The following is a 14,211-nucleotide window of genomic DNA, read 5'->3' as shown; positions in this document are numbered from 1 at the left end:
CTATGAAAAACATATCGAAATATCTGGGTGTGGCACTCCTGCTGTTCGGCGCGGCCTGCAGCAAGACGCAGGAAGGCACCTACTACAACCCCAACAAGGACGACTCGAAAGAGATACACTTCATCCAGTCGTCCATCGAAAAGGAGTTTGCACAGGCTGCCCAGAGCGGCACCATCGACGTGCAGATAGCCCGCACGGGCAACCGAGGCTCCTACACGGTATACCTGGCGCAGAAGACCAGCGACCTGAACAACCTCACCCGGTTCAAAGTACCATCCAAGGTAACCATTCCCGACGGGAAATACTCGGTGACCGTCCCCGTGGAGGTCGACCTATCGAATTTCATCATGGGCTCGAACTACAAAACGACGCTCCTGATCTCGAAACGCGAAGTCAACCCCGGCGACGACGGCGCGCAGGTTTCGCAGTTCAGCGACAAGGTGGCCCTTTCGGCTTCGTACGAGCTGACCTGGGAGCCCTACATGCGCATCGGCAGCGATGGCGGGCAGGTGCAGCAACTCGCCACTTATCACTACTCGCTCTATTACACCGGACGCGACTCGGGGCTGGAGGTGGAAAAGGCCGTCGGAGCCAACATCTTCCGCCTGAAGGACTGGGCCAGCGGCGTGGCGTTCAAGTTCATCCTCCACGACGACAACACCTGCACCGTCCCGGGACAGTCGATCGGATATTTCAACTCGAACTACAACGAGTACGTCTATGTGGCCGACATGGCCGAGTACACGGGCAATGAGAGCGCCTACGCCTCCTACCCCTGCACGTTCGACGGTAAGGACACCTTCTCGTTCTACCTGATCTACTATGTGTCGTCGGGATACTTCAGCCAGGGCACCGAAAAACTCGTCTTCGAAAGCGAACCCGACACGACGCCGATCGTGGACATCGAGTTCCAGGGCATCGAGACCACGGCCACAGGGTTCCGCGCCCCGAAGCTCTACTTCTCGCCCAACAGCTACACCAAGTTCTACAAGGCTTCGGTCGTGGAGGGCGACATCACGGCTGACACGCAGCGTCAGGACGAGATCCGCCAGCAGCTCATCGACGACAAGCTGGAGGGCGTCGTCCCCACCGTGACGCTGTACAGCGAAGACGCATCGGTATGGAACGTCCCCAAGGGAAACTACACCGCCGTCGCGCTGGCCTACGACTCGATCGACAACCCGTGCAAGCTCTACTCGCAGCGCTTCACGTGCGACCCGGAGAAAGAATACGGAATCAAGGTCAACGAATTCAAGTTCTACGCACCGACCGACAACCTGAATTACTCGCCCTACAACACGCTCATCTGGGAGATGCAGACAAGCAACGTGGCCACGATGAAATACCTCTGCGTCAAGACCGACATCGCCGATTACCTGTGCGAGGCACTCGGGATGACCCTCGAAGAACTCACTGCTGACCGCGGGTACGACATCGCCGAGGAGATGATCGCCGAGCTCAACTCGGAAGAAGGACGCGCCACGGCGTTCAACACGCTCGACCAGGGCAGCACGTATGTTCTCGCCCTGCTGATGACCAACTCGTTCGGCGATACGGCGTTCGTATCGAAGACCGGCTCGACACAGGGCTATTTCGCCTCGGATTTCGACCAGACGAAGACCATGGCGGACTTCCTGGGCGCATTCAATGCCACGGCGACCATAACGGCCGGTTCGAACGACACGCAGGGCAACTACCGTATCGACATCACGCGCGTCAACGACCGCGACGTCCTCATCAAGGGCATGTCCGACATGCGCGACTTCGCACCCGAACTGAACGGCTACTACGACAAGGAGAAGCACATGCTCATCGTCGAGACGCAGGCGGCCGGCACATACGGGCAGAACTACGCACGCCTCGGGTTCTCGGACGGGCTGATGATTTACTGGGGCGACAACAGCCTGGCCATCGGCTACATCGGAGACAAACTCTACTGGGCGGCAAGTCCTTACTCGAAGAACGCCATCAACAGCTACATGTTCCTGCTCTTCAGCACGCCGCAGGCAAGCAGTTCGAGCTACCTGCGCGAATATGTGGGTTCGCGGAGCTATTCGGCCATCAGCATGGTACCGCTCAAACAGGCGTCCGCGGCGGCAAACGCCGCCCCGGCACAAACGCAGTCCATCGAAGTGGACGGACAGCGGTTCACGACCTACCTGCTGAGCGAAGACCTGCTTCCGACGACGATCAGGCCCGCCGCCAAAGCCCAGGCACCGGCATCCGCCGGGGATGCCCGGAAACAGGCCGCAGGCAAGACACTCCGCACCGGCCTGGAACTGCACAGGCTCTGACCGGTTCCGCAACCCTATGAAAACCGGGTTCCCGCACACGACGGGAACCCGGTTTTTTCATGAAACAGGCAAAAAACAGAGCGACAGGAGTGCAAGTTGGCGTGTTTTTTATAATTTTGCAGTTTGTAAACACGAATACACAAAAAACCACAGGATACCATGCTTACGATAAAGCAAATCCGCGATGACAAGCAGGCCGCGATCCGCAAGCTCGCCAAGAAGGGAGTGGACGCCGCACCGGTCATCGCCAGGATCGAAACGCTGGACGACCGCCGCAAGGCCATCCAGACCGAACTGGACAATACGCTGGCAGCGCAGAACAAAGCCGCCAAGGAGATCGGGGCGCTGATGGGACAGGGCCGCCGCGACGAAGCCGAGGAGCGCAAGCGCTTCGTCGCCGACCTCAAGGAAAAATCCAACCGCCTGCAGGCCGAATCGCACGACGTGCAGGAGGAGTTGCAGGCAGCGATCGTCTCGCTGCCCAATTTCCCGGCCGACATCGTGCCCGAAGGCAAGACCGCCGAGGATAACCTCGTCGTGAAGCTGGTCGAAAGCTATACCCAACTGCCCGAAAACCCGCTGCCCCATTGGGAACTGGCACGCAAATACGACATCATCGACTTCGACCTGGGCGTGAAACTCACGGGCGCCGGATTCCCCGTCTACAAAGGCAAGGGAGCCCGTCTGCAGCGTGCGCTGATCAACTATTTCCTCGACTGCAACACCCGGGCCGGCTACCTCGAAGTGGAACCGCCGATCATGGTCAACGAAGCCTCGGGCTTCGGCACGGGCCAGCTGCCCGACAAGGAAGGGCAGATGTACCACGCCACGGCCGACAATTTCTACATGATCCCGACGGCCGAAGTACCCGTGACGAATATCTACCGCGACGTGATCCTCGACGAAAAGGATTTCCCGGTAAAGATGACCGCATACACCCCCTGCTTCCGCCGCGAAGCCGGTTCGTACGGCAAGGACGTGCGCGGGCTGAACCGCCTGCACCAGTTCGACAAGGTCGAGATCGTGCAGCTGAGCCTGCCCGAAGCGTCGTACGAAGCGCTGGACGGCATGGTGGCGCACGTGGAGTCGATCGTCAGGTCGCTGGGGCTGCCCTACCGCATCCTGCGCCTGTGCGGCGGCGACATGTCGTTCACCTCGGCGCTGACCTACGATTTCGAGGTCTATTCCGAGGCGCAGAAACGCTGGCTGGAGGTATCCTCCGTGTCGAACTTCGAGTCGTTCCAGGCCAACCGCCTGAAACTCCGCTACAAGGATGCCGACAAGAAGACGCAGCTGGCGCATACGCTCAACGGCTCGTCGCTGGCATTGCCGCGTATCGTGGCCGCTCTGCTGGAGAATTTCCAGACCCCCGACGGCATCCGCATCCCCGAGGCGCTGATTCCCTATACGGGTTTTGATATTATCAAATAAGTTCCTATATTTGCCGGACACAACACACACCTTAACAATAAATTTTTAACACAATGGCTTACAAAATCACTGATTCCTGCGTTGCCTGCGGCACCTGCATCGGCGAGTGCCCGACCGAAGCGATCTCGGCCGGCGATATCTATGTCATCGATCCCGATAAGTGCATCGACTGCGGTACCTGCGCCGGCGTTTGCCCGAGCGAGGCTATCATCGAAGGATAAGCGACGCGGAGAAATCCGAAAAAAAGCACACCCCGAAAAGGTGTGCTTTTTTATCCCCTGCCAGCCTATGAAAAAACTCCTGCTCCTATGCCTGTCGGTTCTCGCAGCGTCTTGCGATACGGCGACACGACAATTCGAATCCCGGCTGGATGAAATCGTGTCGGGGCACAAAGCCTTCGTCGGGGTCGCAATCCGCACTCCCGACGGGAAGACAGTCGCGCGAAACGACTCCCTGCTGCCGATGATGAGCGTCTTCAAATTCCCCGTGGCGCTGGCCGTACTCGACCGCATGCAGCGCGAAGGCACACCGCTCACGCAGCCGATCAGCATCACGCCCGACCTGCTCCTACCCGGCACATACAGCCCGATGCGCGATTCATTGCCCGAAAGTGGAGGCACGCTGACGCTCGGACAGCTGCTCCGCTACACGGTGTCGGAGAGCGACAATATCGCCTGCGACATCCTGCTACGGGAAGCAGGCGGCCCCGAAGCCGTAGAGGCCTACGTCCGTTCGCTGGGGATCGGCGGCATCTGCATCGCCGCCAGCGAGGAGGAAATGCACCGCGGCATCGGGAACCAGCGGGTCAACAAGGCACGCCCTTCGTCCGTCTGTACACTGTTCGACCTGTTCCTGCAGGGCAGGCTGCTCAAAGGGGAGTACAACGCTCTCCTGCAACGGTTGTTGTGCGAGGCAACGACGGGAACGAACAAACTGAAAGCCGGGCTGCCAGCCGGAACCGTGATCGGACACAAGACCGGCTCATCCGACCGCACGGCCGAAGGCATCCGCATTGCGGACAACGATGCCGGCTATGTGCTCCTGCCCGACGGATGCCGCTACTGCATCGCCGTATTCGTCACCGAATCGGAAGAAAACGACGCCGCAAATGCTGCCATCGCCGCTGCGGTCTCCAGGGCGGCATACGAATATTTCAGCTCGGAATGAGCGGATTATACAACGCGACATAGCAGGAATCCCCGACCCGGATTTTCGCTTCCGCCCGCTGTTGCCCACCGCCTGTGGCCTCATTGGCAAGCCTGCCCTCCCCTTCCCGGAGGAGAGTTAGCCACGCGGCACGGCAAACCCGGGAAATGCGTCCGACAGGGCATAGAAATAAACAACTACGAAAAATAAAATTATGGACGACCTTGAAAAGATGAAAACCGGCATGTGGCTCTACGCCCGCAAGCCGCAGATCAGGGAGGCACTGCAACGCTGCGAAGAACTAGTCTTCCGGTTCAACAGCCTGCCCCCGAGCCGCGAGGAGGAACGCAATGCGATCATCCGGCAGTTGTTCGGCCGCACGGGCGGCACATTCTGCATCCACAGCCCGTTCCACTGCGATTTCGGGTCGCAGATTTCAATCGGGGACGACTTTACGGGGAATTTCAACCTCACGATCCTCGACGAAGCGCCCGTGACCATCGGCAACCACGTATTCATCGGCCCCAACGTGGGCATCTACACCGTGACGCACGCCCTGCTGCCCGACCAGCGCAACGCGGGCGTCATGCGCTCGCTTCCTATCACCATCGGCGACAACGTCTGGATCGGCGGCAACTGCGTGGTCATGCAGGGCGTGACGATAGGCGACGGCACGGTCATCGGCGCCGGCAGCGTCGTAACGCGCGACATCCCGGCCGGGGTCATCGCCTTCGGCAACCCGTGCCGGGTCATCCGGCCCGTCACCGAGGACGACCGGATCACGGAGGTCGTTTAACGAAAAAGCGTCCCTTTTGGGACGCTTTTATTCGGCCGACCCGACGCCCCTGAAAAACTCTTCGCGGGAAATTCCGTAATAGTCACAAAGACCGGAAAGCATAGAAACCGAAATATTTTGCCTGCCGGTTTCCGCCCTCGCCACATGGATGTCCGTGTTGCAAGGCAGGCGGCGAACTTGGGCATGGGAAATTTTTCCGGACAGGCGTTGCAAGACCTACGGGGGAAAGAGTACCTGCACCCTTTTCCCCGTAAAGGGGAGGGCAGGCGGCGATCCGGCGGGGCGGCTGCAACGAAGCAGGCGTCACTATTTCCACGCCAAATCAAGCACCGGCCATCCCGCTTTCATCTGACAACCGCCCCGGATGATTCCGGGGCGGTTGTCAGATTATTCGTAAAGCAGGTAGCGCCCGCGCAGCTTCCGGAAGCGCCGCACGTCGTCCGCCCAGCGGGCTCGGATTTCGGCCTCTGAAGCTCCGGCAAGGATCATTTCACGGACATACCCCACGCCGATGAGCTTTTCGAACATCGGCGTAAAAAACTTATCGCCCAGCCCCAGGTTGCGGCAGGCTTCGATCACATACTTCAGGGTCAGGCCCTCCGCCCGGGCTTCGCCGAGCGGCATCCGGCTCAAATCGACGCCGTGGCAGAGCCTGCCTTCGAGCGGCGGATGTTTGGCTCCCGCAGTCGGGCGGGGCGTAAACGAAAACAGGCAGCCGGTCATGTCGGGATGTCCGTAAACCTCGAACGGTTTATCCGTACCGCGCCCGAGGCTCACGACCGTACCTTCGAAGAGGCACACCGAAGGATAGAGGTAGACGGCCCGTTGCGTCGGCAGGTTGGGCGACGGGGCGACGGGCAACTCGTACGGAGTGTCGTGCGTATAATTGCGGCAACGCACGACTTGCAGGTCGCAGCTTGCGGCCCAGCCTTCGCCGACGGCCATCCGGGCGATTTCGCCCATCGTCAGGCCATGCAGCACGGGGATCGGCAACGCCCCGACGCCCGATTTGTATTTCATGTCCAGCACGGGGCCGTCGACGTGGTGCCCGTTGGGGTTGGGACGGTCGAGCACGATGACGCTGCGGCCGGATTCGGCACAGGCGTCCATCATACGGAGCATCGTGATATAGTAGGTATAGAACCGCAGACCCACGTCCTGCATGTCGACCACCAGTACGTCGAACGACCGCATGGCTCCGTCCGAAGGGCGCTTCGTATTCCCGTCGTAGAGCGAGCGGATCGGGATCCCGGTCGCAGCATCCACCGAACTTGCGACATGCTCGCCCGCGTCGGCCGTACCGCGAAACCCGTGCTCGGGGGAGAAAATGCCGGTCACGTCGAAGCCCCGACCGTGCAGCAGGTCGACCAGGTGTATCGTCCCGTCGGACGCCGTCCCCGGCAACCGAACCGCAGTGTCCGCCGCAGCTCCCGGCACGCCGTCGCCGAACCGCGCGACGGCCGTATGGTTGGCCAGCACCGCCACGCGCCGCCCTTCCAGCTGCGGGAAATAAGCCGTCGTGTCGGTCATACCGACCAATACCTGCGCCGTGGCCGCAGCGCAAAGGAAGATAACGGACAACAGGGAGATGACAAATTTCTTCATACGGCAAAGATAACAATTTATAACGCCCGGGCTTCCTGCCCGCCGGATATCGCCCCCCGGCAGGGAATCCTCCGGCGCCTGCCCTGCCTCCGCCCGGCAGCGGGTGCAGCGGGCCATAAAGGCCGGCGGCACGGCAGAAGTGGGCTGGGCAATAAGAACCGGGCACCCGATACAATGCGGATCGGCCTGCGGGGAATACCGGCCGTACGCGAACCGGTTGTCGGAACCGGCTGCGGAGGAGCTACGCCTCGGCGCCGTATTCCATCAGGTAGGCCTTGATGAAGGCATCCAGGTCGCCGTCCATCACCGCCTCGACAGCCGAGGTCTGCACGCCCGTGCGATGGTCTTTCACACGCCGGTCGTCAAAGACATAGGAGCGGATCTGCGATCCCCACTCGATCTTCTTCTTCGAAGCCTCGAGCGCCTGCTGCGTGGCCATGCGTTTATCCAGTTCCCGCTGGTAGAGCTTCGAACGGAGGATGCGCATGGCATTCTCGCGGTTCATCAGCTGCGAACGGGTTTCCATATTCTCGATCAGGAACTCCACCGGCTCGCCCGTATCGGCGTCCTTGCCGTGGTAGCGCAGGCGCACGGCCGTCTCGACCTTGTTGACATTCTGCCCCCCGGCGCCGCTCGAACGGAACGTGTCCCACTCGATGTCCGACGGATTGACCGTAACCTCGATCGTATCGTCCACGGCAGGCGACACGAACACCGAGGCGAAAGTCGTCTGGCGTTTGTTATTGGCATTGAAAGGCGAAAGGCGCACCATGCGGTGCACGCCGTTTTCGCTCTTGAGGTACCCGTAGGCATACTCCCCCTCGAACTCCAGCGTACAGGATTTCACGCCCACCTCGTCGCCGGCCTGGTAGTCGAGCACCTTGACCTTGTAGCCGTGCGCCTCGCCCCAGCGGGTATACATGCGCAGGAGCATCGACGCCCAATCGAGCGCCTCGGTACCCCCGGCTCCGGCGTTGATGTCCATGATCGCCCCCAGCTTGTCCTCTTCGCGGCGCAGCATGTTGCGCATTTCGAGCGTCTCGATACGCTCGAGCGTCTGTGCGTAATGGTCGTCCATCTCCGCCTCGCTCATGACCCCTTCCTTCACGAAATCGGGCATCAGCCCCAGGTCTTCGACATCCTTGGCCACGGCATCGTAGTCGTCGACCCACGCCTTGATGGCGGCGACCTTGCGCAACTGCTCGCGCGCCTTGTCGGGCGCGTCCCAGAAATCGGGTTCCTGGGTCTTTTCCTCCTCGTTGCGCAGGTCGATGCGTTTCTGGTCGATGCCCAGACATCGTTCCAAAGCCTCGCGGCGCTGCTCCAACTCCTTTATCTGATCTGCAAGTATCATAAATTTACGGTATTGACAATTAAATCGCCCCGGGTTTCACCCCCAGTTTGCGCTCCACGAACTCCAGCACGAAATCCACCGTGCCGTCGATCCCCAGCACGGACGAATCGACGCAGAGGTGGTAGGTCGAAGCCATGCCCCACGTACCGCTGCTGTAATAGTTGTAGTACGCCGCGCGCCGCGCATCCTCCCTATCCATCCGGGCCTCGGCCTCCCCGGGCGTAATGCCGCACTGGCGGCAGAGCCGCTCGCAACGGTCGGCACGGTCGGCCGCGACAAAGACATTCACCGCCCGCGGATGGTCGCGCAGGATGTAGTCGGCACAGCGGCCGACGAAAACACACGACTCGCGCGCGGCGATGTCGCGGATCACGTCGCTCTGGATCTTGAACAGGGCGTCGTTGCTGAGCACGTTGCTCCCGGCATATTCGCTCCCGACGAACGGCGAGCGCAGGTAGGCGACGAGCGTCGAAAAGAGGTTGCGCGACTCCTTTTCGTCGACCCGTTCGAACACTTCGGGACACAGGCCGCTCTGCTCGGCGGCCAGGTTGATGAGCTGTTTGTCATAGACCCCGATCCCGAGCCTGCGTGCCACGGCCTCGCCGACGGCTTTGCCGCCGCTGCCCAGCTGGCGACCGATGTTGATGACGAATTTATCTTCCATAATCGGCATTATTGGAGGTTCGTTGAACGGGCCGCATCCATCTGCGCCCGGAATTTTCGCAACTGGTATACCAGCATGAAGAAGGCTACGGCCGACGCCATCAGGTCAGACAGCGGCATCGCGCACCACACGCCCCAACTGCCGTCCCAGCGGGTATGGACATCGAAAATATGGGGCAGGAAAATCAGTCCCGGCATCAGGAACAGCAGCTGGCGCGAAAGCGACAGGAAGATCGCCTTGCCGGCCATGCCGATGCTCATGAAGAAGTTGGTAGCCACCATCTGGAACCCGATGATCGGGAAACAGATGAAAACAATGCGCATTCCCTCGACCGCCAGGCGGATCAGCTCGGGATCGTTCGTAAAGGCCGACACCGCCAGCCGGGGCGCCAGCTCGCCCATCAGGAACCCGGCGCCCGTGACGCACGTGGCACCGATGATCGTCAGCCGCAGCACGCGCAGCACACGGTCGTACTGCCGCGCACCGAAGTTATAACCCGCAATGGGCTGCATCCCCTGGTTGATGCCCATGACGATCATCACGAAGAAGAATGCCAGGCGGTTGACGATGCCGTAGGCCCCGATCATCAGGTCGCCGCCGTATTGCTTGAGCCCCTTGTTTATCAGGATGACAATGAAACACGCCGCCAGGTTCATCAGGAACGGCGACATGCCGATGGCCAGGATGTCGCGCACGATCTTCCGGCGCAGGCGGTAGATGCCGCGCCGGAAATGGAGCAGTTCGCTCTTGTCCGAAAGGATGTGGAACTGCCAGATGAGCGCGATGACCTGCGCCAGCACCGTGGCGATGGCCGCGCCGCGGATACCCCACCCGAAGCCGTAGATGAACAGCGGGTCGAGCGCCGCGTTGATGACCACCGTATAGATGGTGGCGTACATCGACTTGCGCGGATGCCCCGAAGCCCGCAGCACGGAGTTCAGGCCCAGATACATGTGCGTGATGACGTTCCCCATGAGAATGATCGACATGTAGTCGCGGGCATAGCCGATCGTCGCTTCGCTCGCCCCGAAGAAGTAGAGAATCGGGTCGAGCAGCAGCAGCGTTGTGATACCGAATGCCAGGCCGATGATGAGGTTCAGCACCACGACGTTCCCCAGGATGTTCTGCGCCGTCCCGTAATCGCGCTGCCCGAGGCGCATGGACACCAGCGTCGCAGCACCCACACCCACCAGCGAACCGAAAGCCGCGGCGAGGTTCATCAGCGGGAAGGTCAGCGCAAGGCCCGAAATGGCCAACGGCCCTACCCCGTGGCCGATGAAAATACTGTCGACCATGTTGTAGAGCGAAGAAGCCGTCATGGCGATGATCGCCGGCACGGCATATTGCATGAGCAGCTTGCGGATACGCTCCGTCCCGAGCTCCGTCGCCGCCCCTTTTATCGTTGCAGACATATCATATATTATCAACTCTGTCCGGGCGAAAGCCGGACGAACTACCTAACTATTCCTTGATTACGGCACGCAGGCACCTCCGGAACGGGAGCGGGGACACGCCCGGCATACTGCACAAGGCCATCCCGCCACAGCGGCACACCCGCAGGGGCGCCCGCCCCGACCGTCCGCGCACGGCGGCGACAGTTCCGCCCGGGATCCGGATCTTCCCTTTTTCCGCTTATTCCAGTTCCCAGTCGCTGCCGTCCTTGCGGTCTTTGACACGGATACCGGCTGCGGCCAGCCCGTCGCGGATGCGGTCGGAAGCCGCCCAGTCCTTTGCGGCACGGGCTTTCAGGCGCTCGTCGAGCAGCATCTCGACCAGCGGGGTCACATAATCGCGCCCCGAAGCCGCACCTGCGGCCTTCTCGTCGCGCAGGCCTAGGATATCGAACGTGTAACGGTAAACCGTGGCTTTCAACTCTTCGAGGTCGGCGGCCGTGATGCTTTGCTGCCCGTCGACCAGCTGGTTGATGATGCGCACCCAGTCGAACAGCGCCGAAATGGCCATCGGCGAGTTCAGGTCATCGTCCATCGCCGCGCGGCAACGGTTTTCCAGCTCGGAAGGATCGATAGTCGACGTTTCGGCGGGCTTGACCTTCCCGAGCGCTTCGACGCCCTTCATCAGGCGGTCGAGCCCCTTCTCGGCAGCCTGCAGGGCCTCGTTCGAAAAATCGAGCGTCGAGCGGTACTGCGCCTGCAACACGAAGAAGCGGATGGTCATCGGCGAATAGGCCTGCGCCAGCAATTTATGGCTGCCGGTGAAGAGCTCCTCGAGGGTGATGAAGTTGCCCAGCGACTTGCCCATCTTCTGGCCGTTGATCGTGATCATGTTGTTGTGCACCCAGTAACGTGCCGAATCGTGCCCCAGCGCGGCGGTCGACTGCGCGATCTCGCACTCGTGGTGCGGGAACATCAGATCCATGCCGCCGCCGTGGATGTCGAAGCGTTCGCCCAGGTAGCGGGTACTCATCGCCGAGCACTCCATATGCCAGCCGGGGAACCCCTCTCCCCACGGCGAAGGCCAGCGCATGATATGCTCGGGCGACGCCTTCTTCCACAGCGCGAAGTCATAGGAGTGGCGCTTGTCGCCCTGCCCGTCCAGCTCGCGCGTGTTGGCGATGATGTCGTCGAGGTTACGACCCGAAAGCCTGCCGTAATTATATTTGGCGTTGTATTTCTCCACATCGAAATAGACCGAGCCGTTCGACTCGTAGGCGAAGCCGTCGGCGAGGATCTTCTTGACGAACTCGATCTGCTCGATGATATGCCCCGAGGCATAGGGTTCGATCGACGGCGTCTCGACGTTGAGCGCATCCATCGCACGGTGGTAACGCTCCGTATAGTAGTGCGCCACCTCCATCGGCTCCAGCTGCTCGAGGCGCGCCTTCTTGGCGATCTTGTCCTCCCCCTCGTCGGCGTCGTGCTCCAGGTGCCCCACATCCGTTATGTTGCGCACGTAACGCACCTTGTAGCCGCAGGACTTCAGGTAGCGGAACATGAGGTCGAACGTCACCGCCGGCCGGGCGTGCCCCAAGTGCGGGTCGCCGTAGACCGTGGGGCCGCAGACATACATGCCCACGCGGCCGGGAGTCAGCGGTTCGAACACCTCCTTGCGGCGGGTGAGCGTATTGTAAAGTACGAGTTTCGATTCCATAAATTGCGAAAAATTATTGTGCAAAAATAAGAAATTTAATCGAGATGCACCAGAATCGCGGAATTAATCGTACCTTTGTGCCAATAATAGTGCGCGTTGGTCTGACGCTTCCCGTTTTTCCCTCCGTATATTATCAACACCGAATTATCCGGCGCACGACGCCGGGACAAAACCGATATGCAATGACATTCCAGGAACTGAACCTGATAGAACCACTCAAGCGTGCCGTGGCCGAAAAAGGCTACACGACCCCCACTCCGATCCAGCAGCAGGCCATCCCGCCCGCACTCGAAGGCCGCGACCTGCTGGGCTGCGCCCAGACCGGGACGGGCAAGACGGCGGCCTTCACGCTGCCGATCCTCCAGCTGCTCTCGGCCGAGCCGCGCACCAAAGGGCGGCGCACGATCAAGGCACTGGTGCTCACGCCGACGCGCGAACTGGCGATCCAGATCGACGAATGCTGCCGCGACTATGCCCGCTACACGGACATCCGCCACTGCGTGATCTTCGGCGGCGTCAACCAGCGGCCGCAGGTCGATGCGCTGCAACGCGGCATCGACCTGCTGGTAGCCACGCCGGGACGCCTGCTCGACCTGATCGGCCAGGGTTACGTCTCGCTGTCCGACATCCGCTTTTTCGTCCTCGACGAAGCCGACCGAATGCTCGACATGGGTTTCATCCACGACATCCGGCGAATCCTCCCGCTGCTGCCCGAAAAGCGGCAGACGCTCTTCTTCTCGGCGACGATGCCCGACGACATCGTAAAACTGGCCAATACGATGCTCCGCAACCCGGCGCACGTCACCGTAACGCCCCCGGCCTCGGTGGTCGAGACCATCCGCCAGAGCGTCCTGTTCGCCGAAAAGGCCGAAAAACGGACGCTGCTGGCCTCCCTGCTACGCGAACGCCCCGAGAGCTCGGTGCTGGTATTTTCGCGCACCAAGCACGGCGCCGACCGCATCGCCCGTATCCTCACCAAAGCGGGCATCGAAGGACGCGCCATCCACGGAGACAAGTCGCAGGGCGCCCGCGAACGGGCCATGAATGACTTTCGCTCGGGGGCCTGCCGGGTGCTGATCGCCACCGACATCGCCGCGCGGGGAATCGACATCAGCGAACTGCCGCTGGTAATCAACTACGACCTGCCGGAAGTGCCCGAGACCTATGTCCACCGCATCGGCCGCACGGGACGCGCCGGACGCGACGGACAGGCCATCGCCTTCTGCTCGGAGGAGGAACGCCCGCTGCTGAAAGACATCCTCAAACTGACCGGGCTGGAACTCGACCCGGATTCCGGGGAACTGGCTCCCGCACAAAACAGCCGGAAAAAGCCCGCCGGGAAAAAACCGGATATAGCACAAACCGGAGGGCAGAAGCAAGCGGAGGAAAAGCGAGCCGCACAAAAACAACCCGCACAAAGTCAGGCCGGACAGAGGCCGGGCAGGCGCAAACCGCAGGGACAAGCTCCCGGCGACCCGAAACCGCAGGGGCAACGAACCGGCGGCAAGCAGACCCCGGACGGGCAACAGCCGCAGGACAAGGACGCCGCGGCACGCCCGGCACGCCGCCGCAACCGCAACCGCAACCGCAACCGGGGCGGGCAAAAGCCGGATGGGCAAAACGCAGCGGCCGCAAACACGGGACGGGGACAGGATGGGCGCAAACCCGGAAGCCCTAAACCCGCCCGGGACAAACGGGAAACGGGAAGCCCCGAGGCTCCCCGAAAAGCCCAAACGCCGGAGAAGAAAAAGTCCGGCATGGGCAACTGGCTGTCCGGCATCCTCAGGCCGGGCCGCAAGTAACCACCGGGCAA

General features: G+C 61.2%; 11 protein-coding genes. 6 read left to right on the top strand and 5 right to left on the bottom strand.

Annotated features, from left to right (window positions below; translation table 11 throughout):
• Positions 1 to 2 precede the first annotated feature (2 nt).
• The 5 genes from NQ559_RS10255 (at position 3) to NQ559_RS10235 (ending at position 5,667) form a co-directional block, all read left to right on the top strand.
• Entirely contained in the window at positions 3 to 2,294 is a 2,292-nt protein-coding gene (locus tag NQ559_RS10255) for a hypothetical protein (protein WP_018694849.1), read from the top strand.
• A gap of 159 nt (positions 2,295 to 2,453) precedes the next feature.
• The gene (serS, locus tag NQ559_RS10250) at positions 2,454 to 3,725 is read left to right on the top strand and encodes a serine--tRNA ligase (protein ID WP_018694848.1); all 1,272 of its coding nucleotides are present in this window, start codon (positions 2,454 to 2,456) and stop codon (positions 3,723 to 3,725) included.
• 53 nt (positions 3,726 to 3,778) lie between these two features.
• Positions 3,779 to 3,946 (top strand): 4Fe-4S ferredoxin, encoded by a 168-nt coding sequence (fdxA, locus tag NQ559_RS10245; protein WP_018694847.1) that lies wholly within the window; start codon positions 3,779 to 3,781, stop codon positions 3,944 to 3,946.
• A gap of 67 nt (positions 3,947 to 4,013) precedes the next feature.
• Positions 4,014 to 4,892, top strand: a complete 879-nt coding sequence (gene bla / locus NQ559_RS10240; protein WP_018694846.1) for a class A beta-lactamase — start codon at positions 4,014 to 4,016, stop codon at positions 4,890 to 4,892.
• Positions 4,893 to 5,085: 193 nt separating this feature from the next.
• A complete protein-coding gene (locus tag NQ559_RS10235; RefSeq protein ID WP_018694845.1) occupies positions 5,086 to 5,667 on the top strand; it encodes a sugar O-acetyltransferase in 582 nt (193 codons plus the stop codon).
• A gap of 387 nt (positions 5,668 to 6,054) precedes the next feature.
• Here NQ559_RS10235 and NQ559_RS10230 read toward each other — a convergent pair whose 3' ends face one another.
• From NQ559_RS10230 to cysS, 5 genes are all read right to left on the bottom strand, one after another.
• On the bottom strand, positions 6,055 to 7,272 hold the full coding sequence (locus NQ559_RS10230) for an exo-beta-N-acetylmuramidase NamZ family protein (RefSeq protein ID WP_018694844.1): 1,218 nt from the start codon (positions 7,270 to 7,272) through the stop codon (positions 6,055 to 6,057).
• Positions 7,273 to 7,513: 241 nt separating this feature from the next.
• A complete protein-coding gene (gene prfB / locus NQ559_RS10225) occupies positions 7,514 to 8,626 on the bottom strand; it encodes a peptide chain release factor 2 (RefSeq protein WP_018694843.1) in 1,113 nt (370 codons plus the stop codon).
• A gap of 19 nt (positions 8,627 to 8,645) precedes the next feature.
• On the bottom strand, positions 8,646 to 9,290 hold the full coding sequence (locus tag NQ559_RS10220; protein WP_022332907.1) for a cytidylate kinase-like family protein: 645 nt from the start codon (positions 9,288 to 9,290) through the stop codon (positions 8,646 to 8,648).
• Positions 9,291 to 9,298: 8 nt separating this feature from the next.
• On the bottom strand, positions 9,299 to 10,702 hold the full coding sequence (locus NQ559_RS10215) for an MATE family efflux transporter (protein ID WP_018694841.1): 1,404 nt from the start codon (positions 10,700 to 10,702) through the stop codon (positions 9,299 to 9,301).
• 220 nt (positions 10,703 to 10,922) lie between these two features.
• Positions 10,923 to 12,398, bottom strand: a complete 1,476-nt coding sequence (gene cysS / locus NQ559_RS10210; protein WP_018694840.1) for a cysteine--tRNA ligase — start codon at positions 12,396 to 12,398, stop codon at positions 10,923 to 10,925.
• A 182-nt stretch (positions 12,399 to 12,580) separates the two neighbouring features.
• Between cysS and NQ559_RS10205 the strand changes: the two genes are divergently transcribed.
• Positions 12,581 to 14,200 (top strand): DEAD/DEAH box helicase, encoded by a 1,620-nt coding sequence (locus NQ559_RS10205; protein ID WP_018694839.1) that lies wholly within the window; start codon positions 12,581 to 12,583, stop codon positions 14,198 to 14,200.
• The last annotated feature ends 11 nt before the right edge of the window (positions 14,201 to 14,211 follow it).

The sequence above is a fragment of the Alistipes onderdonkii genome, from assembly GCF_025145285.1.
GTDB classification, from domain to species: Bacteria; Bacteroidota; Bacteroidia; order Bacteroidales; family Rikenellaceae; genus Alistipes; species Alistipes onderdonkii.
Note: the sequence above shows the minus strand (reverse complement) of the source record. Positions and strands in the feature narration are given on the sequence as shown.